The 22765-nt window shown below is 72.6% G+C and carries 19 protein-coding genes and 1 pseudogene; 15 read left to right on the forward strand and 5 right to left on the reverse strand.

The features are described 5' to 3' along the window. Positions 1-152: 152 nt before the first annotated feature. Positions 153-1064 carry an ornithine cyclodeaminase family protein gene (locus tag ABZW17_RS28420; protein WP_354820687.1) on the reverse strand — a complete coding sequence of 304 codons (912 nt, stop codon included), beginning with the start codon at positions 1062-1064 and terminating at the stop codon, positions 153-155. Between the two features lie 45 nt (positions 1065-1109). Between ABZW17_RS28420 and ABZW17_RS28425 the strand changes: the two genes are divergently transcribed. From ABZW17_RS28425 to ABZW17_RS28445, 5 genes are all read left to right on the forward strand, one after another. Beyond that, positions 1110-1709, forward strand: coding sequence for a pentapeptide repeat-containing protein (locus ABZW17_RS28425; RefSeq protein ID WP_354820690.1), 600 nt, complete (start codon positions 1110-1112; stop codon positions 1707-1709). A 30-nt stretch (positions 1710-1739) separates the two neighbouring features. Next, positions 1740-2339: a sulfite oxidase-like oxidoreductase gene (locus ABZW17_RS28430; protein WP_354820693.1), complete on the forward strand. Its 600-nt coding sequence runs from the start codon at positions 1740-1742 to the stop codon at positions 2337-2339. Next, the gene (locus ABZW17_RS28435) at positions 2309-3052 is read left to right on the forward strand and encodes a ferredoxin reductase (protein ID WP_354820696.1); all 744 of its coding nucleotides are present in this window, start codon (positions 2309-2311) and stop codon (positions 3050-3052) included. Before ABZW17_RS28430 ends, ABZW17_RS28435 begins: the two co-directional genes overlap by 31 nt. 132 nt (positions 3053-3184) lie before the next feature. Next, positions 3185-5818, forward strand: a complete 2634-nt coding sequence (locus tag ABZW17_RS28440) for a fibronectin type III domain-containing protein (protein ID WP_354820699.1) — start codon at positions 3185-3187, stop codon at positions 5816-5818. A 75-nt stretch (positions 5819-5893) separates the two neighbouring features. Further along, positions 5894-8095, forward strand: coding sequence for a hypothetical protein (locus ABZW17_RS28445; protein ID WP_354820702.1), 2202 nt, complete (start codon positions 5894-5896; stop codon positions 8093-8095). On the opposite strand, the gene ABZW17_RS28450 is transcribed toward ABZW17_RS28445, so the two are convergent. Continuing rightward, positions 8092-10464, reverse strand: coding sequence for a LuxR C-terminal-related transcriptional regulator (locus ABZW17_RS28450; RefSeq protein WP_354820705.1), 2373 nt, complete (start codon positions 10462-10464; stop codon positions 8092-8094). The genes ABZW17_RS28445 and ABZW17_RS28450 overlap by 4 nt on opposite strands. Next, positions 10461-11573: a molecular chaperone DnaK gene (locus ABZW17_RS28455; RefSeq protein WP_354820707.1), complete on the reverse strand. Its 1113-nt coding sequence runs from the start codon at positions 11571-11573 to the stop codon at positions 10461-10463. The genes ABZW17_RS28450 and ABZW17_RS28455 overlap by 4 nt, the downstream gene beginning before the upstream one ends. Positions 11574-11875: 302 nt before the next feature. On the opposite strand from ABZW17_RS28455, the gene ABZW17_RS28460 reads away from it, so the two are divergent. The 6 genes and pseudogenes from ABZW17_RS28460 to ABZW17_RS28485 all read left to right on the forward strand — a co-directional run. Beyond that, on the forward strand, positions 11876-12883 hold the full coding sequence (locus ABZW17_RS28460) for an IniB N-terminal domain-containing protein (RefSeq protein ID WP_354820709.1): 1008 nt from the start codon (positions 11876-11878) through the stop codon (positions 12881-12883). A gap of 101 nt (positions 12884-12984) precedes the next feature. Next, positions 12985-14766, forward strand: a complete 1782-nt coding sequence (locus ABZW17_RS28465) for an isoniazid inducible protein IniA (protein ID WP_354820712.1) — start codon at positions 12985-12987, stop codon at positions 14764-14766. Beyond that, positions 14763-15965, forward strand: coding sequence for a GTPase (locus ABZW17_RS28470; protein WP_354820715.1), 1203 nt, complete (start codon positions 14763-14765; stop codon positions 15963-15965). Before ABZW17_RS28465 ends, ABZW17_RS28470 begins: the two co-directional genes overlap by 4 nt. Before the next feature lie 17 nt (positions 15966-15982). Beyond that, positions 15983-16933, forward strand: a complete 951-nt coding sequence (locus ABZW17_RS28475; protein ID WP_354820718.1) for a helix-turn-helix domain-containing protein — start codon at positions 15983-15985, stop codon at positions 16931-16933. 8 nt (positions 16934-16941) lie between these two features. After that, positions 16942-17409 (forward strand): cupin domain-containing protein, encoded by a 468-nt coding sequence (locus ABZW17_RS28480; RefSeq protein WP_354820721.1) that lies wholly within the window; start codon positions 16942-16944, stop codon positions 17407-17409. Between the two features lie 116 nt (positions 17410-17525). Next, positions 17526-17645 (forward strand): annotated as a pseudogene (locus ABZW17_RS28485) (IS481 family transposase); the annotation flags it as partial. Positions 17646-17756: 111 nt separating this feature from the next. Here the strand turns inward: ABZW17_RS28485 and ABZW17_RS28490 are convergent. After that, positions 17757-18143, reverse strand: a complete 387-nt coding sequence (locus ABZW17_RS28490) for a RidA family protein (protein WP_354820724.1) — start codon at positions 18141-18143, stop codon at positions 17757-17759. Between the two features lie 92 nt (positions 18144-18235). Between ABZW17_RS28490 and ABZW17_RS28495 the strand changes: the two genes are divergently transcribed. The 3 genes from ABZW17_RS28495 to ABZW17_RS28505 all read left to right on the forward strand — a co-directional run bounded on the left by ABZW17_RS28495 (position 18236) and on the right by ABZW17_RS28505 (position 20808). Next, positions 18236-18598 (forward strand): helix-turn-helix domain-containing protein, encoded by a 363-nt coding sequence (locus ABZW17_RS28495; protein WP_354820727.1) that lies wholly within the window; start codon positions 18236-18238, stop codon positions 18596-18598. Positions 18599-18721: 123 nt separating this feature from the next. Next, a complete protein-coding gene (locus ABZW17_RS28500; protein ID WP_354820730.1) occupies positions 18722-20266 on the forward strand; it encodes a long-chain fatty acid--CoA ligase in 1545 nt (514 codons plus the stop codon). Then, the gene (locus ABZW17_RS28505; RefSeq protein ID WP_354820733.1) at positions 20266-20808 is read left to right on the forward strand and encodes a TetR/AcrR family transcriptional regulator; all 543 of its coding nucleotides are present in this window, start codon (positions 20266-20268) and stop codon (positions 20806-20808) included. The genes ABZW17_RS28500 and ABZW17_RS28505 overlap by 1 nt, the downstream gene beginning before the upstream one ends. A gap of 45 nt (positions 20809-20853) precedes the next feature. Here the strand turns inward: ABZW17_RS28505 and ABZW17_RS28510 are convergent, their stop codons facing one another. Next, entirely contained in the window at positions 20854-21255 is a 402-nt protein-coding gene (locus ABZW17_RS28510; protein WP_354820736.1) for a PPOX class F420-dependent oxidoreductase, read from the reverse strand. A gap of 155 nt (positions 21256-21410) precedes the next feature. Here ABZW17_RS28510 and ABZW17_RS28515 point away from each other — a divergent pair, with 155 nt between their 5' ends. Next, positions 21411-22616 (forward strand): glycosyl hydrolase family 8, encoded by a 1206-nt coding sequence (locus tag ABZW17_RS28515; protein ID WP_354820739.1) that lies wholly within the window; start codon positions 21411-21413, stop codon positions 22614-22616. The last annotated feature ends 149 nt before the right edge of the window (positions 22617-22765 follow it).

The raw sequence follows: 22765 nt of genomic DNA on the forward strand, positions 1-22765 counted from the left end.
GCTTCGGCCGGCGAGCCCGGGTTCGGTTCGGTCGGCGGGCCGGGGCGCTGCAGGGGCGGCGGGCCCCTGGGTGCGGGGTTCCGCTGCGCACCGGCGGCGAGATCGCGGCGGTCACCGGCGTGGCTTGGCGGTGTTCCGGCAGCCGATGCCGTCTAAAGGCGTGCCCTAGCAGCCGCTTCCCCGAGCAGCCGACCCACCGCCCAGTCCTGCACCGCGAGCCCAACCGACTTGAACACCGTCCGCCCACCCACCACCGGCGGGTCGCCCAGCGCAGTCCCCAGCTCCACCAGCGATCCGCGCTCCACAAGGCCCGTCTCCACCGCGTGGATCACCTCGCCGGCCTCCGCCATGGCCGCGGCGATCTGGTCCACCACCACACACCCCGCCGTCGCCAACAGCTCCGGCGGCAGCTCCCGCATGGATGGCCGGTACGAGCCGATCGCGTTCACGTGGACCCGTTCCGGCAAGTCGTCGACACCGAAGAGAGGAGTCTCCGATGAAGTAGCGCAACAAACGACGTCCGCGTCACCCACGGCATCCGAGGCGCGGCGCGCCACCCGCACCGCCACCGAGGGGAACTCGGCGCCCAACCGGTCCGCCAACGCCTGCGCCCGCGAAAGGTCGCGTCCGAACACCGACACCTGCCGCAACGTGCGTACCGCTGCCACCGCGCGGACCTGGTCGGCCGCCTGGGCTCCCGTGCCCAGGAGGGCCAGGCGGCTTGCGGTGGGCGGGGCCAAGAGGTCCGTTGCGACGCCCGAGGCCGCCCCTGTGCGCAGGGTGGTGACCTCGACCGCGTCCGCGACCACCTGGCCCTCGGCCGTGTTCCACACCAGTGTGCCCAGGATCATCGGGGTGCGGCCCGGGGCCAGGTTGAGCGTCTTCACCACCGTGGCCGACGTCGGCTTGTGGCAGGCCGTCATCACCAGGGTGGTCGCGTCCGCGAACGACAAGCGTTGGGGCACCTCGAAACGGCCGGCCGCCAGGTCGAGGAACGCCTCGCGGACCGCGTCGATCGCGGCCGTCATCGGGACGGCCTTGCGGACGTCGTCGGCGTCGAGCATGCGCTGGCTCCCTCCGGCGGCCGGATCTGGGGCTAGCCTGGCGGCATGTCCGAGGCCACGCAAGAGGAGCAGCGGTTCGTCCGCGACGACTGGTACGGAGAGGAGCTCACCGGGCGGCACTACGTGCGGTGCGAGTTCCAGGAGACCGACCTCTCGGAGGCGGTCACCCGGAACTCCGTCTTCACCGACTGCGTGTTCGGGAACGTGCGCTTCAACGCGTCGCGGCACGTGGACTCGGCGTTCACCGGGTGCACCTTCAAGCGGTGCAACTTCTTCGACGCCGAATTCACCGGGTGCAAGCTCGTCGGCTCCTCGTTCGCCGAATGCGAGCTGCGGCCGTTGCGGGTCACCGGTGGGGACTGGTCCTTCGCCGGGCTGGCCGGGGCCGATCTGCGGGCCGTCAGCTTCCAGGGGGTGCGGATGCGGGAGGCCGACCTCACCGGGGCGGACTGCGCCGGCGCCGTGTTCGCCGACGTCGACCTGTCCGGGGCGATGCTGCACGCCGTGAAACTCCCGCGGGCCGACCTGCGGGGGAGTGATCTCTCGGCCCTCGATCCGCTGAACGCCGAGCTGGCCGCGGCGATCGTGTCACCCGATCAGGCTGCGGTGCTCGTCACGTCGCTGGGGCTGCAGGTCCGGGCGTAGGCTCGGCGCGATCGGGAAGGGAGTGCCGCAATGGGTGTCGTGACTCCGGGGTTCCAGGGACGGGCACGCAGCGGCAACCCGCGGCTGCCGCCCGGGCAGTACCTGGAGGAAGGCTTCCCCGTGCTGTCGGCCGGCCCGACGCCGCGCGTGCGCACCGAAACGTGGGAATTCACCGTCACCACCGAGTCCGGGGAGAAGCACACCTGGAACTGGGCCGAGCTGATGGCGCTGCCCAGCGAAAAGCCCACAGTGGACATCCACTGCGTCACGCAGTGGTCCAAACTGGACACCCGGTGGCGGGGCGTCCCGGTCGACACGCTGGTCGGCGGCCTGGGCACCGAGGCCGACTACGTCATGGTGCACTCCTACGGCGGCTACACCACGAACCTGCCGCTGGCCGACCTGCTCGACGGGCAGGCGTGGATCGCCTACGAGTACGGCGGCAAGCCGCTGACCCCCGAGCACGGCGGCCCGGCGCGGCTGCTCGTGCCGCACCTGTACTTCTGGAAGTCCGCGAAGTGGGTGCGCGGACTGGAACTGAAGATCCGGGACGAGCCGGGCTTCTGGGAGAACGTCGGCTACCACGACTACGGGGATCCATGGCGCGAACAGCGGTATCAGGGCGACTAGCCTGGCGGGTCGCCCGCCTGGCCGGCTTCCGCGACGAGACGCCGACGGCGCGCACGCTCGTCTTCGACGTGCCCGGCTGGCCCGGGCACCTCGCCGGGCAGCACGTCGACGTCCGGCTCACGGCGGCGGACGGCTACCGCGCGCAGCGCAGCTACTCGCTCTCCGCGCCCGCCGAGGGGGACCGGGTCGAGCTGACCGTGCAGCGCGTCGCCGGCGGTGAGGTTTCCGAGCACCTCACCGGCCCGTACGCGGTCGGTGACCCCGTCGAGATCCGCGGCCCGATCGGGGGCTGGTTCGCCTGGCGGCCCACCGATCCGGCGCCGGTGCTGCTCGTCGCGGGCGGCTCGGGGATCGTGCCGCTGATGGCGATGATCCGGGCCCGGCGGGCCGCGGGCGTGCGGACGCCGTTCAAGCTCGTCTACTCGCTGCGGACCCCGGCCGAGCTGTACTACGCCGACGAGCTGCGCGCGCCCGTCGCCGGGGTGGACGTCACCTACGTCTACACGCGCGAGCTGCCCGAAGGCCGCCCCGGCCTGCCCAAGCGCATCGACGTCGCGACGCTCAACACCGCCGGCTGGCCCGCCGAGTTCGGCGCGTCCTGTTTCGTCTGCGGTCCGACGGGCTTCGTGGAGACAGTCGCGGACATCCTGGTCGCCCTCGGCCACGACCCGCACCGCATCCGCACCGAACGCTTCGGACCCAGCCGGGACTGACCGGGCCGACCGGGACCGACCGAGACCGACCGGGACTGAATGGCCGCGCAGGCATCCGATGAATAGGGGACCCCGTGCCCCGATGAGCGGGAAATTGTCGACATCGCTGTCGAGAGATCCTATGTTTCGTCCATGCTGACCAAGTGGGGCTCGACGCGGGGGCGCACCGCGGTGGCCGCTCTCCTGGGGGCGGGCGCGCTGCTCGCCATGACCGGTCCGGTGGCCGCGGCCGATCCGGACGCCGCGAGCCGGGACGTCTACGTCTCGCCCGGCGGTTCCGACCACGCGTCCGGGACCGCGGGGCACCCCGTCCGGACCCTGGACCGGGCCCGCGACCTCGTGCGGCAACGGGCGCCGCACCTGACGCGGGACCTCACCGTGCACCTCGCGCCCGGTGTCTTCCGGCTGGCCGCGCCGTTGCGGCTGGACGCGCGGGATTCGGGCGGCAACGGCCACCGCGTCATCTGGCAGGGCAGCGGCGACACCGAGCTGAACGGCGGCGTGCGGGTCACCGGCTGGCGGCCGGTCGCGGGCCGGGCGGGCCTGTTCGCCGCGCCCGCGCCCGCCGGGCTGGACGCCACGCGGCAGCTGTACGTCGACGGCGTCCGGGAGCAACGCGCCCGCGGCCCGCTGCCGGTGACCGTCAAGGCCACCGCCACCGGCTACACCGCGAGCGCGGACACCCTCGCGCACTGGCGCAACCCGAAGGACATCGAGTTCGTCTACACCGCCGGCGAAGCGCTGTGGAACATCCAGCGCGACGGCCTCGGCCAGTGGACCGAGCCGCGCTGCCCCCTCGCCTCGGCGGCGGGCACGACGATCACCATGGCCCAGCCGTGCTGGGACAACTCGACGAAACGTGTGCTGTTCCCGGACATCCCCGGCCGCAGCGTCAACATGGTCGGCCCGGCCGACCTCACGAACGGACGGCACCCGACCTACGCCGAGAACGCCTTCGAACTGCTCGACACCCCCGGCGAGTGGTACCTCGACCGGTCCGCGCACGTCGTCTACTACCTGCCGAAACCCGGCCAGGACCTGCGCCGCGCGGACGTCGAGATGCCCGTGCTGGAGAAGCTGCTCGACGCGAAGGGCACGGCCGCCGCGCCGATCCACGACGTCGCCTTCCGCGGGCTGCGCTACTCGTACGCGACCTGGCTGACGCCGTCGTCGCCCGAAGGGTTCTCGGAAATCCAGGCCGGCTACACCATCACGGGCGCCGACGGCTGGGCCGTCCAGGGCCTGTGCCAGTTCGTGCCCGGCGGCACCTGCCCGTACGCCTCGTGGACGCGGGAACCCGCCAACGTCGCCGTCTCCCACGGGCAGCGCATCGAGTTCGCCGACAGCGTGTTCGCCCACCTCGGCGGCGCCGGGCTCGACCTGATCGAGGGCACCAAGGAATCGCAGGTGCGCGGGGACGTCTTCACCGACATCTCCGGCAACGGCGTGCAGCTCGGCGGCGTCGACAAACCGGTGACGGACACCGACGCCGACGTCGTGCGGGACGTCCAGGTCACCGACAACCACCTCTACGGCCTGCCGCGCGAATTCCACGGCGGGGTGCCGGTCGTCAACGGCTACACCGTGCGGAACACCATCTCCCACAACCAGATCGACCACGTCGGCTACTCGGCGGTCTCGGTCGGCTGGGGTGGCTGGCCGGACAAGATCAAGCGCCCGGCGACGCCGAACCTGTCGCACGACAACGTCGTTTCGGACAACCTGATCTTCGACTACATGCTGATGCTCGACGACGGCGGCGGCGTCTACACCCAGGGCATCACCGGCAGTTCCCTGGACGACGGCGAAAAGGTCACCGGCAACGTGATCCACGGCCAGTGGGGGCTCGGCAAGGGCGTCTACACCGACAACGGCAACACCTACGAGACGGTCCGCGGCAACGTCCTCTACGACATGGCCTACGCGAACGTCGGCACGGTGCACGTCGACTACCGCGACGACCTCGGCAACAACGATCCGACGCTGATCGAGGGCAACTACTGGGAGCAGGGCGACCGCGACAAGACCGACAAGGGCGCGATCACCCGCGGCAACACGCTCCTGGCGCGCCCGGCCGACGCGCCGCCCGCGATCGTCGCGAACGCGGGCCTCGAACCGGCCTACCGCAAGCTGCTCACCCGGCAGGTCGGCGGGCGGGCGCCGGCCGAGGCGCCGTCGCGGGTCGGCACGTTCGCCGTCCCGGGCAAGCTGTACGCGACCTGGAACCCGACGTTCGCCTTCAACAACGCGCCGGTCACGGACTACGTGGTCACGGCGTCGGGCGGCGGGCGCACGGTCCAGGCGACAGTGTCCGCGGCCGACTTCGCGAAGCGCGCGTACGCCGAAGTGCCGGGCCTGACGGACGGGACGGCGTACACGGTGACGGTCGCGGCGCGCAACGCGTCCGGCACGAGCGAGCCGTCGCTGCCGGCCGCCCCGGTGACGCCCGGCCCGAAAACCGGTGTGCTGCCGGACGTTCCGACGAGCGCGCGGGCGTTGCCGAGCGCAACGGCGGCTTCGATCCGCTGGAACCCGCCGGCCGCGGCGGGCGACACCCCGGTGCTCGGCTACCTGATCACGGTGTCCGACGGCCGCACGATCACCGTGCAGGGCCGCGACGCGCTGGTGACCCAGCCGACGGTCAAGGGCATGACCCGCGTGGTCGACGGCCTGCGCCCGGCGACGGCGTACACGTTCACCGTCGCGGCGGTCACGGCGACTGGCACGGGTCCCGCGGCCACGTTCGCCGCGACTACGACGTCGTAGCGTAACGAGCGGTACCAGCCGATCGACTCACCCTTCCGGGGGGCCCGGAACCGGGCCCTGCCGGAGGTGTGGGGTTTGGCGGACGACCAGGGGCTCGAACGACGCTTGACCGAGGCCGCGGTGCGCGGCGCGTACGTGGACCTGCGCACCGGCGACCGCGCGGCCGACGACCCGGCCCGGGGTGCCCGCTGGCCGGCGTCCCGGACCGTGCGCGCCGAGCTGATCGCCCGGCTGGTGACCGGGACGCAGCCCCCGCCGCGGGCCGTGCGGCTCGGCGGGGCGCGGGTGACGGGCCGGCTCGACCTCGAAGCGGCCGTCCTCCGCTGTCCGCTGGTGCTGGAAGGCTGCTTCTTCGAGGAGCCGGTCACGCTGCAGCAGGCGCAGGCGGTGACGGTCCGCCTGCCGGACTGCCACCTCCCCGGGATCGCCGCCGACGAGCTGCACGTCCGCGGCGCCCTCGTGCTGGAACGGCTGGTCGCCGCGGAAGGCGGGGTCAGCCTGTCCGGCGCCCGCGTCGACGGCCACCTCGACTTCGACGGGGCCACCCTGACCAACCCGGACGGGCCCGCGCTCTACGCCGACAGCCTCCGGGTCGACCAGAGCATGTACTGCCGCACCGGTTTCACGGCCACCGGGGAGGTGCGCCTCCTGGGCGCCCGCGTCGGCGGCAACCTCGAGCTCGACGGGGCCACGCTCGTGAACCCGGACAGGACCGCGCTCAACGCCGACAGCCTCACCGTCGACCAGAGCATGTACTGCCGCGCCGGCTTCACCGCCGACGGCGAGGTGAACCTGCTCGGCGCGCAGATCGGCGGCAGCCTCGAATTCGACGGGGCCACGCTCGCCAGCCCGGACGGGGCCGCGCTCAACGCCGACAGCCTCACCGTCGGCCGGGCGATGTTCTGCCGCAACGGGTTCACGGCCGAGGGCGAAGTGCGCCTGCTCGGCGCCCACGTCGGCGGCAACCTCGAACTCGACGGTGCGGTGCTGACCGCCGGTGGCCGGTTCGCGCTCAACGCCGACAGCCTGAAGGCCGACCAGAGCGTCTACTGCCGCAACGGCTTCACGGCCAGGGGCGAGGTGAACCTGCTCGGGGCGACCGTCGCCGGCAGCCTCGACTTCGAAGGCGCCACCTTGACCAACCCCGGCGGGTACGCGCTCTACGCCGACAGCCTCACCGTCGGCCGGGCGATGTTCTGCCGCAACGACTTCACGGCCGTGGGCGAGGTGAACGTGCTGGGGGCGCACGTCGGCGCCAGCCTCGACTTCGAGAACGCCAGCCTGACCAACCCCCTCGGGTACGCGCTCAACGGCGACAGCCTGACGGTCGACCACGCGATGTTCTGCCGGCACGGGTTCGCCGCCGTGGGCGAGGTGAACCTGCTCAGCGCCCACATCGGCGGCAACCTCGACTTCGACCGCGCCACCCTGACCAACCACCACGGGCCCGCGCTCAACGCCGAGAGCCTGACCGTCGACCGGACCATGTTCTGCCGCAACGAATTCACCGCCGTGGGCGAGGTGAACCTGCTCGGCGCGCAGATCGGCGGCAGCCTCGACTTCACCGGCGCCTCCCTGGCCAACCCCGGCGGCCTGGCGCTCGACCTCGAAAGCGCCCGCGCGGGCGCGCTGTTCCTGACGCCGCGAGAGCCGCCGGCCGGCACCGTCGACCTCACCAACACCCGGGTGACGAGCTTCCACGACGCCCTCGACGGCTGGCCGGCCCACCTGCGGCTGCGCGGGTTCGGCTACGACGTGCTGGAGAACGACACGGTCAGCGTCCGCGCCCGCCTGAGGTGGCTGGCGCGCCACCAGGGCGGTTACGCACCCGGGCTGTACGACCAGCTCGCCGCGGCCTACCGCCGGGACGGCCACTCACAGGCCGCCCGCCGGGTGGGCATCGCCAAGCAGTGGCGCCGCCGCCGGGCGCTCAACCTGCTGGGCAAGGCGTGGAACTGGCTGCTGTACCTGACGGTCGGCTACGGCTACCGCACCTGGCTGGCCGGGTTGTGGCTGGCCGGGCTGGTGGCCGTCGGCACGGCGGTGTTCGCCGGCGCCTACCCCACGCAGATGAAGGCCGCGTCCGCCACCGTCCCGGAGTTCCAGCCGGCGGCGTACACCCTGGACGTGATGCTGCCGATCGTCGACCTGGGCCAGAAGAAGAACTGGTTCCCCCAGGAGACGGCGCAGGTCTGGTCGTGGGTGCTGACCGGGGCCGGCTGGGTGCTGACCACCGCGGTCGTCGCCGGCCTGACCAACGCCCTCAAACGGGACTAGGGCGCGTCCGGGCGCGAGAGCAGTTCCCGGAGCGTGGCCAGCAGTTCCCGCCGGTCCGCCGCGCCGAGCTTCCCGCGGATGCGGGCCATGTGGTGCTCGACGGTCTTCCCGGAGATGAACAGCTTGCTACCGGCCTGCTTGTAGGTCAGCCCGTCCACGACCAGCCGCGCCACTTCCAGCTCGCGCTCGCTCAACGCGGCCAGACCCGTCCCCGCCGCCGGTTCGGCCGTGCCCGGGTCGCGGCGGGCCGCCGTGCCCTGGAACTGGCGGGCCGCTTCCAGGAGCTGGACCATCGCCTTGCGGTCGGACGTGCGGATCGCCGCCTGGCCGGCCAGCCGGGCCGCGTCCCAGCGCAGGCCCAGGTCGTGCAGTTCCGCCGCGGCCGCGGAGATCGCGTCCGGGTCGAACGTGCCGCCCAGCACGGCCAGCCAGCCCTGCGCCGCCGTGGCCAGGGCGCGGGGGTGGCGGCCGCAGTGGGCGTGCGTGGTCAACGTCGCCAGGTGCGCCTCGGCCGCGTCCGCGTCCTCCAGGGTGATCGCCGCGTGCAGCTCGTGCCAGACCAGCGACACCGTCCACAGTGGAGGCTCGCCGAGCCGGGCCAGCAGGCCGTGGGCGCGTTCGAACTGGCCGGACAGCTTGGCGAACGCGCCGGTGCGGGCGGCCGCGATGGCCAGCTCACCCAGCGGCAGCAGCGAAAACAGGTCCGTCTGCTGCCGCATCGACGCCTGGTACGCGCGGTTCCACGACCGCTGCAGCCCGACGAGGTCGCTGGCTCGCCGGGCCAGGCCGAGCTCCAGGGTCGCGAAGAACAGCTCGTCCCGGGGCTCCAGGGTCCGCCCGGCGACGGCGTCGCGGTGTTCCGCGGCCGTCGCCAGGTCGCCGGCCGTCATCGCGACCCAGCCCAGCAGCAGCCGGTGCCGCCCGGCCAGGAGGTCGCCGCCGATCCCGCCGTCGAGGGCCCGGGTGAGCACGGATTCGGCCAGCGCCAGCTCCCCGGTGTGCAGGGCGACGAGCGCGGCCAGGGCCGCCGGGCTGTCCGGCAGCAGCGTGCCGCCCAGCGCGGGCTCCAGCATCGCCGCCGCGCTCAGCAGCGTGGACAACGTCTCCGTCGCGCAGCCGGACACCGAATCCACGATGCCGCGGGCCATCCGGGTCGCCGCGCCCGCGAACAACGTCGGTGCGGCGCCGGGCGTGGGGGAGTCGAGCAGCCGCCGGGCGCCTTCGAGGTCGCCGGTGCCGATCAACGCCGTCGCCGAGAACGCGTCGGTGCGGCCCGCCCAGTGGTAGAGCTCGGCGCTGCGGGCCAGTTCACCCCGGTGCGCCAGGACCGTCGCGGCGATTTCCGCGCCGGCCGCCCGGGTTTCCGCGTCGGCCGCGCCCAGCATCCCGTCGCTCAGCCGGAGGGCGGTGTCGAGGTCACCGGACAACGCGGCCGCCCGCGCCCAGCCCGCGGTTACGGCGGCGGAGCGGTCGCCCGCTTCGGCGGCGGCTTCGAACAACCGCGTCGCGAGCCGCGCGTCGGCAGGGAGCGCTTCCCCGGCCGCCGCGGCGAACGCCGCCGCCGCGGACGCGCCGGCACTGCCCGTGCCGAGCAGGGACCGGGCCAGGTCGAGCACCGGGAGGTCGTTCGCCAGCTGCAGTTCGACCAGCCGCTGCACGGTGGTCAGCCGGCGGGCGGGCGGCCCGAAGTCGCGGACGGCGGCCGCGGCCAGCGGCAGCAGCGTGTCGTCGGGAGCGAGCAGCCCGGTCGCGCGGGCGCCCTCGACGATGGCGGGCAGCTGGTCCGGGCCGCGGTCGAGCAGCGCGCAGAGCAGGTCGAGGTTGCGCCCGGCGCCGGCCTCGGCCGCGATCAGGTAGCGGAGGACGTCGTCGTCGAGCTCGTCGAGCTCGGGCCGGAACTCCGCCAGCCGCCCGAGCAGGGCCCGCTCGGCCAGCCGCGGCACGCCGCCGCTGCGCGCGTGCAGCTCGGCCGCGGCCGCGGGGTCGGCGGGCGAACCCGTCACCGCGGACATCAGCCGTGCCACGTCTTCGACGCCGAGGGGGCCGAGCTGCAGCAGCGTCCAGCCGGGCGCCACCGCGGCCGGCCGGTGCGCGACGACGATCGGCCCGTCCGCGCCGGCGAGCAGCTCCTCGAGCTGGTCCGGGCCGAGCCGGTCGGCGTCGTCGACCAGCACGGCCTCGACGCCGGCTTCGCGGTAGCGGCGGTCGAGCGCGGCGAGCAGCACGCTCTTGCCGTACCCGCCGGGGGCGACGACGGCCAGCCGCAGCGGGGCGGCCGGCTCGGCGGCGACGCGGTCGAGCAGCTGCCGCGCCGCCGGGTGCACGGGAATGGAGTGCAGCGGGGGAACCTGCGTGAGCAGTGTGTTCAACAGTGACCTTCACCGGAGGGGGCGCAGTGGGCGGGGGTGGGAGCGGGACCGGCGGTGGCTTCGCGGGCGGTGACGGTGATGGCCACCGCCGAGACGGCCGCGGCGAGCACGAGGATCGCGGCGGCGAGGGGGCGCCGCCGCCGGAACAGGTTCAGCGGGCCGGTGCGCTCGGGCAGTTCGAACGGCGTGATGTCGACCGGCGGCCGGGGCGGCCGCTCGCCGAGCTCACCGAACGTGTCCACCTGGGGGAGCAGGGTGGTCTCGACGGCCGGGGGTTCCTGGGGGGTCTCCCGGCGGTCGGTGCGCAGGGCCGCGAGGGCGGCCGCGCCGAGGGCGGCGGTCGCCGGCGGAACCGGTCCCGCGAACATCGGGCACGGCGGCCGGGCCGGGAGCGCGTGCGGCGGGACGTCCCCGCAGAACACCACCCCGGCGAGGTTCTTGGGGACGGCCGAGGCCGAGCCGGCGAGGGCGAACAGCGTGCTGAGCGCGGCCGCCGGGGCGACCCCCTCGGCACTCGCACCGGCCTGCCAGCCGCTCGCCCCGGTCGCCGTCGCCAGGGTGACGTTGACGCCGTCGGTGCCGAACTCGCACACCCCGGCCACCTGCGCGCCGGGGCCGGGGACCGGCAGGTGCGCACCGAGCGCGGCGATCGAGCCGGGGACCAGCGTGACGGCGGTGAACCCGGCGTCGGCCAGCGCGCGCCGCAGCACGTCACGGCGGTAGCCGCCCCAGTCGCCGGGGTGGGTCAGCACCAGGTGGTGCGGGGCGCCGCCGAACAGGTTCGCGGCGTGCTCGGCGATCCCTTCGACGAGCACGGTGGTCAGCGTCTCGGGCGGGAACGGCTCGCCTTCGACGAGCATCGGCACGTCGTCGCCGATCCGCCGGTGGAAGCCGGTGAGCAGCCGCGACGGCACCCGGGCGCCGGCCTGGACGGCCGCGTCCCCGGTGAGCAGGTAGCCCTCGTCGTCGAGGAACAGCGCGGACGCCGCGGCCGGGGAGCGTTCGCCCAGCCAGAGGGGTTCGGGGTCGCCCCAGCCGGGGCCTTGCCGGCGGCAGGTGGCGGCGTGGGTCCGGCCCTGTGCCACATCGATCCCGAGGACGTAGGGCACCGGCGCTTCCTCCTCACGTCGTGGGGCCGATCGGGGGCAGGGAATCCCCCTAGGGTTCGGGGCATCCTCACCCAAACGGGTTAGTCAGGCAAGGGTCTGGAGGGATTTAACCCAACTGAGCGCGTCTCGGATGAGCCCCTAACTCCCTAACGATGACATATCGATCCCCTATCGGCTGACTGGACTGCGACTCGGAGTGATCCCCGATGTGCGCTGGGGGACCGTCTCCCTACCTTGATGACGGAGCAGCGGTCCCTGCGGTCGCTGCCGTCCCCCGAACCACCGGACCAGGAGAAATCCCCATGGACTCCGTGCAGACGTTGCACGACTTCGCCCTCAACCTGCTCAACGACCCGACCGCGCTGGCGGCCTTCGGGACCGACCCGCAGGGTGTGCTCGCTGCCGCCGGTCTCGGTGACGTGAGCGCCGCCGACGTGCACGAGGTCATCCCGCTGGTGCTCGACTACGTGCCGGTCGACAGCCTCCCGGCCGTGGGCGGCCTCCCCGTCGTCGGCGACCTGTCCCCGGTCGGCACCGACGCCACCGGCATCCAGGGCGCGATCGACCAGCTCACCGCCCTCACCGCGGGCCTCGGCCTGCCGGCCACCTCCGACCTGCCGGTCGTGGGCGACCTCGGCGGCGAGCTGCCGGGCGTCGGCGGCCTCGGCCTGCCGGCCGTCGGCGACCTCGGGCACACCGTCACCACGGTGACCGACGTCACCAACACCGCCGCCGGCGTGACCGCGCTGGCCGGCGACCCGACCGGCGCCTTCGGCGTGACGGGCGACCTCGGCTCGAGCCTGGACGCGGTCCAGGTGGCCGGCAACCTCGTGTACTCGGTCACCGACGTCGACCACAGCGCCGCCGTCGGCGCGGTCGGCGAGGTCAGCCACCTCGGCGAGGGCGTGCTGGGCAACGTCTCCAACAACGTGACCGCGCCGGTCTACGAGACCACCACGCACGTCGGCGACGTCAGCGGTGACCTGACCCACACCGTGAACTCGGTCGTGGGCAACGTCGGCGACTTCTCCGGCATCCTCAAGGGCGCGGGCGACGTCGACGTGAAGCACGTCACCGGCGAGGTTTCGAACGCGGTCCACGGCCTCGGCGACGTCACCAACACCGTGACCTCCGCCGCCGGCATCAGCGCCGACCACAACACCGTCGGCAACGTCGGTGAGCTGGCCTCCGGCAACGGCACCGCGGTCCACGACGTGGTGTCCGACGTCGCCAACGTCGGCCACAACGCGCTGGGCAACCTGCACATCGGGGACATCGCGTCCCACAACGACGTCCACCTCGGGCACTGATCCCCGAACCGGTCACCGGTGCCCGTCCCGCGGTCTGGGTGCAGCCGCGGGACGGGCACCCGGTGTGCGTACGGGGAGTGAACCGGGGACACTCGACCATCGTGACCGCACCGGCTTGGCTCGAAGTGCTCAACGAGACGCTGGACGCGTGCCGCACGCACGGCCGCGCCGATCTCGCCGAGCGCCTGCGCAGACGCCGGGACGCCCCGGCCGGGCAGTCCCGGCTCGGCGTGCTCGGCTTCCCCAAACAGGGCAAGGGTTATCTGCTCAACGCCGTGCTGAACGCGCCGGTGTGCGCGGTCGGCGACGCCGCGACCCCCGCCGTGCCCACGGAAATCGCCTACGCCGCCGAACCCGCCGCGACGCTGGTCGGCCGGTCCCTCGAACGGATCCCGGTCGCCGTCGAACGGCTCACCGGCGAGCTCGGCGCCCGGCCGGCCGGCACGCTCAGCCGCGTCGAGGTCGGCGTGCCCCGCGAACTCCTTTCGGCCGGCCTGGTCCTGGTCGACACCCCGCCGGTCGGTGACCCGCGGTCACCGCGCACCGCGGCCGCGCTCGACGTGCTCGCCGAAGCGGACGCGGTGATCCTCGTCTCCGACGCGACCGCGCCGCTGAGCGCCGCGGAACTCGCGCTCGCCCGGCACGTGCGCACCTGGTGCCCGCACGTCGTGCTCGCGCTCACCAAGATCGACGTCTGCCCGGGGTGGCGCGCGGTCGCCGAACGCAACCGCGCGATGCTCGGCGAGGCGGGGATCGACGCGCCCGTGCTGCCCGTTTCGGCCGTGGTGCGCCAGGCCGCCGCCAAGGCCGGTGACGCGGATCTCAACGCCCGCTCGGGTTTCCCCGAACTGCTGGGCTGGATCGCCGAGCAGGCCGCGCGCCCGCCGGAACAGTCGCGCGCGCTGCTCGCCGCGGTCGGCGTGCGCGCCGCCGCGGCCGAACTGGTGGAGTCGCTGCGCGATCGCGCCGACACCGCGGGCCAGGACGCCGGGCTCGGCCAGGCCGCGCTGCTGCAGCGGGCGCAGCGCCGCGCCGACGACCTGCGGCGGCAGAACACCCGGTGGCAGAACCTGCTCTCCGACGAGATCACCGACCTGCTGTCCGACGCCGAATACGACCTACGCGAGCGGACTCGCAAGATCGTCACCACGATCGACCGGACCTTCGACGAGGGCGACCCGGCGAAGGTGTGGGACGAGTTCGCGCCCTGGCTGGACAACGCGCTGGCCGAGGCGGTCGACACGAACTACACGTGGCTGGCCGACCGGGCGGAGTGGATCGCCCAGGCGGTCGCGGCCTGCTTCGGCGCCCAGTACGACCTCGCGCTGCCCGACCTGCGGCTCGACGGCTCCGGCGTGGACGGCCTCGACGACGTCCGGCGGCCGAAGATCGAGAAGTTCAAGATCGGCCAGCAGGCGTTCACCGGTCTGCGCGGTTCCTACGGCGGTGTGCTGATGTTCGGCCTGGTCACCAGCCTCGCCGGGCTGCCGCTGATCAACCCGGTGTCGCTCGGCGCCGGCGCCGCGTTCGCCGCCAAGACCATCAAGGACGAAGGCGGGATGCGGCTGCAGCGGCGCCAGGCCGTCGCCAAGCAGGCCGCGCAACGGCACGTCGACGACGTCTTCCTGCGGTTCAGCAAGGACAGCCGCGACTCGATCCGGGTCGTGCAGCGCCGGCTGCGGGACCACTTCACCGGGCTGGCCGAGGAACTCGCCGACGAGCTGACCCGCGAGCGCGAGACGATCCTGGCCGGCACCGCCGAGCGGGAACGGCGGACCGTCCACATCCGCCGCGAGATCGACCGGCTGGCCGCGCTGCACCAGCGGGCGGGCGAGCTCGGCACGATCGCCGGCCGGCAGCAGCGACGGGAACTTTCGGCGTGACCCAGGACGTCCGCGACCTGCTGCACGCCGCGGCCGGGCTCTACCGGGACGACCCGCGGGCTTCGGCCCTGCTGCACGACTGCCTCAACCGGCTGGAGCAGCCGCTGCGGGTGGCCTTCACCGGGGCGCCGTCGTCGGGGAAGACGACGCTCGCCGCCGCGCTGGGCGAATGGCCGACCCGGGCGCTGCGCGACCTGGTGCTGCTGGACGACCCCGGCCCGGCCGACGACGTCCCGGACGCGATGGTCCGGCTGGTCCGCCACCTCGAGCCGGACGAGCTCGCGGCGGCGCACCTGCCGGGCGGCTCGCCGTTCGCGCGGCAGAGCGCGGTCAACTCGGTGCTGGTGCTGTCCCGGGCCGACGAGGTGGGCGCGGGCCGGATCGACGCGTTGCTCACTGCGAAGCAGCTGGCGCGGCGCGCGTGGCGGGAAGACCCGCTGTGCACGGGGTTCCTGGGCGTGATCGCGGTCGCCGGCCAGCTCGCGTACGGCGGCCGCTCGCTGCGTGACGACGAGTTCGACCTGCTGGCGGCGTTCGCCGCGGTGCCGCGCGAGGAACTGGAACGGCACGTGCTGTCGGTGGATTCGTTCACCGACCCGGCGTTCCCGGGCCCGATCCCGGTCGAGACGCGGCGGTCGCTGGTGGTCCGGTTCGGGATGTTCGGCGTCCGGCTGGCCCTCACGCTGATCCGCACCGGCTGCGACGACCGCGTGAAGCTGTCGGCGGAACTGGTGCGCCGCAGCGGGTTGGGCGAGCTGCGGGACACCCTGGCGGGGTGTTTCGTGGCGCGCGCCGAGGCCCTGCGGGCCCGGACGGCGATCATCCGCCTGGAGGCCCTGCTGGCCGCGCACCCCCGCCCGGGCGGGGACCGCCTGGTGTCCCGCGTGGAGCGGTTCGCGGCGGCGGCCCACGACTTCCGCGAGCTCCGCCTGATCGCCGACATCCGCGGCGGCCGCACGGCGTTGTCCGGCGAGCCGGCGGAGGAGGCGGTCCAGCTGCTGGGTGCCCAGGGCACGGCCCCGGCCGACCGCCTCGGCCTGGAACCGGACGCGGACCCGAACGAGATCTACGAGGCGGGCCTGGACGCGTTGCGGCGCTGGCGGCACGAGGCGGAACGCCCGGACCGCCCGCACGCCGAACGCGCGGCGGCGCACGTGGTGGTGCGGTCGACCGAAGGACTGCTTTCGCTGTTCGCCTGAGGGTTATCGTCGACCGGGTGACCGGCAACCTCGAGACGTTCCAGGACGAGCTGGCCGCCAGCGGGTTCCCGCCGCTGGTCAACAAGCTGGCCGGGGCCGGCTTCCGGGGCCGGATCGCCACCTGTGACCTCGGGCCGCTGCGGCTGGTCTCCCTCGACACGCCGGAGAGCGCCTGCATCGGGCGGGAGCGCGACGCCTCCGACGGCGAGCACCTGGCGGTCAAGGTGATGACCCGGGGCCGGACGCGGATCGAGCAGGGGCGCGGCGAAGCCGAACTCGGGCCGGCCGACCTGGTGCTGCTCGACCCCACGCGGGCGCTCCGGTTCGAGAGCACCGCCGCAGCGCACGTCACGATCCTGGTTCCGCGCCGGGAGCTCCGGATCCGGCCCGCGCAGCTCGACCGGCTCATCGGCGTACGCATCGACGGCAGCCACGGCCCGGGCGCCCTCGTCTCCGTGCTGGCCCGGGAGTCGGCGCGGTCGGCACCCGGGTTCCGCGAGGCGGAGGCAGTGCGGTCGGCGGCGGCCGTCGTCGAGCTGATCGCGGTGGCCCTGGAGGCCCGGCTCGGCGACGGGCAACCGGCCCCGGACGAGCGGCTGCGGGACCGGATCACCGGCTACATCGAGGCCCGGCTGGCCGACCCCGAGCTGTCCCCGCCCGGCATCGCCGCCGCCCACCACATCTCGGTACGTCGGCTGCACAAGCTGTTCGAGGACCAGCCGCTCACCGTCGCGGCCCTGATCCGCCGTCGCCGCCTGGAGCGCTGCCGGGCCGAGCTGACCGGAAGCGGACGTACGGTCACCGCCGTGGCCGCCCGGTGGGGGTTCTCCGACCCGACCCATTTCAGCAAGCTCTTCAAGGCGACGTACGGCTACAACGCCCGCGCACTGGTTACCGGCAACCGTGCACCGACGACCAAGACGCGCACGGCCGGCCCGGGAAAGGATGGTGGTGACCACCAGCGATAGGAGAAGTCGTGGCGAAGGTGAACATCGTCCGCCCCGGTGAGGGCGAGATCCTCGGCAGCGGGGCCCAGCAGATCCGCATCCTCGAGAACGGCGAGCACACCGACCACCGGCTGGGGTTCGCCGAGGTCACCATCCCGCCCGGCACCCCGAGCCCGTTGCAGCACCGCCACGCCCAGCACGACGAGGGTTTCTACGTGCTGGCGGGCACGTTCCGGTTCACCGTCGGCGCGGACCACTACGACGCCGGGCCGGGCACCTGGGTCATCGTGCCGACCGGCGCACCGCACACGTTCGCCAACATCGGCGACGAGAACGCGGTCATGCTGAACACCTTCACGCCGGACCTGTACGTGCAGTACTTCCGCGACTTCAAGGCCATGATCGATTCGGGACAGCCGGTCAACGCCGAGACCATGAAACCGCTGTGGGAGAACTACGCGACGGAGATCTCGGACGAATACGCCCCGCCGAGCTAGCGGTTGCGGGTCACGACGTTGGTAACGGCGGGTAGGGCCTGAGACGAGGGACGGGTCTTTCGGCGGCAGGATGAGAAGCGCGACCCACGCGCCCCGCCGAGCAGAAAGACCCGGCCTCGGTGCGGACCGTGAGCCGGCACCTGCTGCAGCTCGGGCTGAATCGGCGCCGCTACATCGATCCGGCCGGCGCCACCAACCGCCGGCCGCGGCGGATCATCGCGCGCTGGCCCGGACATTCTTCGCCCGCCACGGCATCACCCACATCCACCGCGTCGTCACCGACAAAGGCGCCTGCTACCAGCGTCCCGGCTCCACGCCGGCGTCACCAATGTCATGGCCCCGCCGAGCTAGAGGACGGCGGTGACCTCGACCTCGACGAGGTGTTCGGGGACGTCCAGCGCCGCCACGCCGACGAGGGTGGCGGGCGGCTTCGCCGTCGTCCCGATCTTGGCGCTGCCGCGGGCGATGCCGTCGAGCAGGGCAGGCATCTTGTCCGGGGTCCAGTCGACGACGTAGCAGGTCAGCTTCGCCACGTCGGCGAACGAGCCGCCGGCCGCGGCCAGTGCGGCGGCGACGTTGACGTAACACTGCTCGACCTGCGCCGCGAGGTCGCCTCCGGTCTCCCAGGCCACCTGCCCGGCGACGAAGACGAGCTTGCTCCCCTCGGCGACGGCGACCTGGTGGTAGACGTCGATCTCGGGCAGCTCAAGGGAATTCAGCAGCGTGACGGTCATCTTTCCTCCGTGCTCTCTTGTGGTTACCCAGGAACCGTAGGAGAGTGTTGGGCGATGCGGAAGAAGGCACTTTTCGGTGACGGGGGAACCAGATGGTGACCAAGCAGGACGCGGACCTCTCCCGCGCGGATTCCCTGGCGCGCGAGATCTTCTCGGACGTCGCCAACAAGTGGGCGTTCCTGATCATCGAGACCCTCGGCGAGCGCACGCTGCGGTTCAGCGAGCTGCGCAACGAGGTCGCGGGCATCAGCCACAAGATGCTGACGCAGAACCTGCGCATGCTGGAGCGCAACGGGCTGGTCGTGCGCGAGGTGCACCCGACCGTGCCGCCGCGTGTCGAATACACCCTCACCGAGCCCGGGCAGGGGCTGCGGGCGACGGTCGACAGCATGTGCGGCTGGACCCAGCGGTTCATCGAGGACATCGAAGCCGCCCGGTGCCGCTTCGACGGCTGACGGCGTCACAAAACCACCGACCGGTGGGCCGGTTCGGGACCCGTTGTCCGGTGTTGACGTCCGCCGGGCGCGGCCGCACCATAGAGCGGTCTATGGTCCAGTGCCGGTCCGGAGGGAACGCCCATGCCCGAAGACGTCCGCCCGCGGGTCCGGTTGTTCGGCGAGCTCCTGGCGCACTGGGCCCGGGAACGTCCGGGCGACACCGCGCTCGTCTTCGGTGACCGGGCCTGGACCTGGGCCGAGTTCGACGAGCGGGTCCGGCGGTTGTCCGGGGCGCTCGCCGCCGCCGGGATCGCGCGGGGGGACCGGGTTGCGTTCGTCGACAAGAACCACCCGGCCTGCCTGGAAACCACCTTCGCCGCCGCCGGGCTCGGCGCGGCAAACGCCGTCGTGAACTGGCGGCTCTCCGAGGACGAGCTCGCCTACGTGCTCAAGGACGCGGGCGCGAAGGTGGTCTTCGTCGGCGCCGAGCTCCGGCCCGCGCTCGACGCGATCCGCGACCGGCTGCCCGCACTGGAACGCGTCGTGGTCGTGGGCGGGGACGCCGACGAGTACGAAGCTTTCCTGGCGGCCGGGGAACCGCACGCCGGGACCGGCGTCGACACCGACGACGGCGTGCTCGTGATGTACACCAGCGGGACCACCGGTTTCCCGAAGGGCGCGGTGCTGACCCACCGCAGCGTCCTCGCGCACGGCCTCGCCGCCGGGACCGCGTTCCCGATCGGCCCCGGCGACGTCAACCTGGTCGCCATGCCGCTGTTCCACGTCGGCGGCAGCTGTTACGCCGTTTCCGGGTTCCTCTACGGCGAACCGTCGTACCTGACGCGCGAGCCCGACGCGGCGTCGCTGTTCGCCGCGCTGCGGGCCGGGATCACGCACGCCTTCCTGGTGCCCGCCGTCGTGGCCGGGATCGCGCAGGCCGGCGAGGCCGCGCTGCAGGCGTTCTCCCGCATCAAGTACCTCTGCTACGGCGCCTCCCCGATGCCCCTCCCGCTGCTGCGCACGGTGCTCGCCGCCTGGCCCGACGTCAAGTTCGCCCAGGTCTACGGCATGACCGAGCTGTCCGGCGCGGTCACCGCGCTCGACCCCGATGCACATCGGGACACCACTCGCCCCGAACGGCTGGCCTCGGCGGGCACCGCACTGTCCGGAGTGGACATCCGGATCGTCGACCCGGTCACGGCGGAGGACGCCGCGGTCGGCGAGGTGTGGGTGCGCACCGAGCAGCGGATGGCGGGCTACCTCGGCAAACCCGAGGCGACCGCGGAGACCGTGGTGGACGGCTGGGTCCGCACCGGCGATGTCGGGCGCCTCGACGACGGCGGGTTCCTGTTCCTCGAGGACCGCGTCAAGGACATGATCATCACCGGCGGCGAGAACGTGTACTCGCCCGAGGTCGAGCGCGTGGTGGCGGAGTTCCCGGGCGTCGCCGAGGTGGCCGTGATCGGCATCCCGGACGACCGCTGGGGCGAGCAGGTCAAGGCCGTCGTCGCCGGCGACCAGCTCGACGCCGACAGGATCGTGGAGTTCTGCCGCGAGCGGCTCGCTCACTACAAGTGCCCGCGCAGCGTCGACGTCGTGGAGGCGTTGCCGCGCAACGCGACCGGCAAGATCCTCAAGCGATCACTGCGGGAACCGTACTGGCGGGACCGGGACCGGAACGTCTGATGCCGCCGGTCACCCGGCAGGCGTACTTCGGGGCCGCGCTGGACCTGCTGGCCGAGCACGGGTTCACCGAGCTGACCGTCGGCGCGCTGTGCCGCGCGCTCGGCGTCACGAGCGGTTCGTTCTACCACCACTTCGGCGGCTGGCCCGGGTTCGTGGAGCAGCTGCTGGACCACTGGGAGAACCGCCAGGTGCGGATCCTGCGCGAGCGCAACTTCGGCACCGGCGGCCCGTCCGCCGACTTCGCCGCGCTGATGGACCTGACCCTCGGCCTGCCCCACGAGGCCGAGGCGGCCATCCGGGCGTGGGCGCGCAACGACGAAACGGTGCGTGCGGCGCAGAAGCGCGTCGACGACGCCCGGGTGCGGACGGTCGGCCGGGTGGTCGAGGCCATCGTCGGCGACCGCGCGCTCGCCCGGACGTTGACGTCCCTCGGGCTGGCGATGCTGGTCGGCCACCAGCAACTGGCGTCGGCGGGTGAACACGGCGAACTCGCGCAACTGCTGGGGGAGTACACGCGGCTGGTGCACTCCCGCGCCTCGTGAGTGAGAAACAGTGTTCTAACCCTGTTTCTCACTCACGACCCGGGGTCAGGCGTTGCCGAGGACCCGGGTCACGGTGATTTCGAGGACGACCCGCTGCGGGTTGGGCTTGGGCTGCCGGTAGCGGGCGGCGTACCGGTTTTCGGCGTCGCGCACCGATTCCGGGTCGTCGCGCAGCACCGCACGTCCCTCCAAAGTGGACCAGCGGGGGCCGTCCAGCTGGCAGACCGCGACCGGGATGCCGGCCTCGCCCGCCGCGCGCACGAGGCGGGCCTTGACCGACGGCGCGAACGTGATCACGCGGGCGAGGCCGGCCTCGAAGTCGACGGTCACGCCGACCGCGACGACGTGCGGGGTGCCGTCCGGGCGGACCGTGGTCAGCGTGGCCAGGTGGCGCTCGGTCCAGAACGCGCGGAAGTCCGGCCCGCGGCCGTCGAGGTCGATCTTCATGGTGTCCACGCTAGTCCGTCCGGGCGCGCGGGGCGGTGTGGGACCACTCACGGTAATAGTAAGGAAAGTTTCCTAACGCTCTTGACCTGGTCTTGAACTTTCTGTCAGGCTTCGATCACCTTCGCCGCAGCCAACGATGTCGTTACGGAGGAGCCATGAAGAAAGTCGTCCGGGCGGTGGTGGTTTCGGCCGCGCTCGCCGCGGGGCTGCTGAGCGTGCCGACGGCCGCGTCCGCGGCCGGCACGCCGTACGTGCCGGGAACGTTGCGGCCGTCCGTCTCGCAGGCCACGCAGGATGCCGCGCTGCAGAAGTACTACGACTTCTGGAAGAAGAACTTCCTGACGACCAAGTGCGGCAGCGGCACCTACGCCGTGCTGTCCAAGGACGCCGACCACTCCTTCGTCGCCGAGGGCGAAGGCTACGGCATGACGATCTCGGCGATGATGGCGGAGAAGGACCCGCAGGCGCGCTCGATCGTCGACGGGATCCTGAAGTTCGTCAAGGCGCACCCGTCGGTCAACAACAAGGACCTGCACGCGGCCGAGCAGGATTCGAACTGCAAGAGCGTCAACGGCAGCGATTCGGCCACGGACGGCGACCTCGAAATCGCCTACGGCCTGCTGGTCGCGGACAAGAAGTGGGGCAGCTCCGGTTCGGTCAACTACAAGGCCGAGGCGGTCCGGATCATCAACGCGATCAAGAAGAGCGAGGTCAACGGCAGCACGAAGTTCACCCTGCTGGGCGACTGGGGCAACGACGCGGAGTACAAGAACAGCTCGCGGTCGTCGGACTGGATGCCGGGCCACCTGCGCGCGTTCGCCGCGGCGACCGGGGACAGCTTCTGGGACGCCGTCCGGTCCCGTTCGGAGACGGCCGTGAGCCAGCTGCAGTCGTCGTACGCGCCGAACACCGGGCTGCTGCCGGACTTCGTGGTCAGCACGAACTCGACGCCGAAGCCGGCGCCGTCGAACTTCCTCGAGGGGCCGTACGACGGGAAGTACAGCTGGAACGCCTGCCGTGATCCGTGGCGGTTGGGTGCGGACGCGATTTCGTTCTCGGGGAGCGCGGCTGCGGGGCAGGTTCGGAAGATGAACACGTGGGTGAAGTCGGCTACCGGTGGGGATCCGGCGAAGATCCAGAGTGGGTATTCGCTTTCGGGGTCGAAGACGGAGAGTGGGCAGCATCCGTGTTTCACTGCGCCGTTTGCCGTGGCGGCTATGACGGATTCGGGTAGTCAGGCTTGGCTGGATAAGCTTTGGACGGCTGTCTCGTCCTGGTCTCCTGATGCTACGGATTACTATGGGACTGGGATCACCGTTCAGGTTCTTTTGATTCTTAGTGGTAATTACGTGGCTGCGTAGGGTTTTGGCTCTGCCGTGGCTTTGCTCTGCCGTGGCGGGGGAGCGGGTTCGACCTCCCCCGCCCCTCCGGTGGGATTTTCAGCCGGTGGCCGGGGGTTGGGTGGGGGGGGGGGTTAGGTTTAAAAACACGCCCCCCGCGGGAAAAAATT

Source organism: Amycolatopsis sp. NPDC004625, from assembly GCF_040609695.1.
Lineage (GTDB): Bacteria > Actinomycetota > Actinomycetes > Mycobacteriales > Pseudonocardiaceae > Amycolatopsis.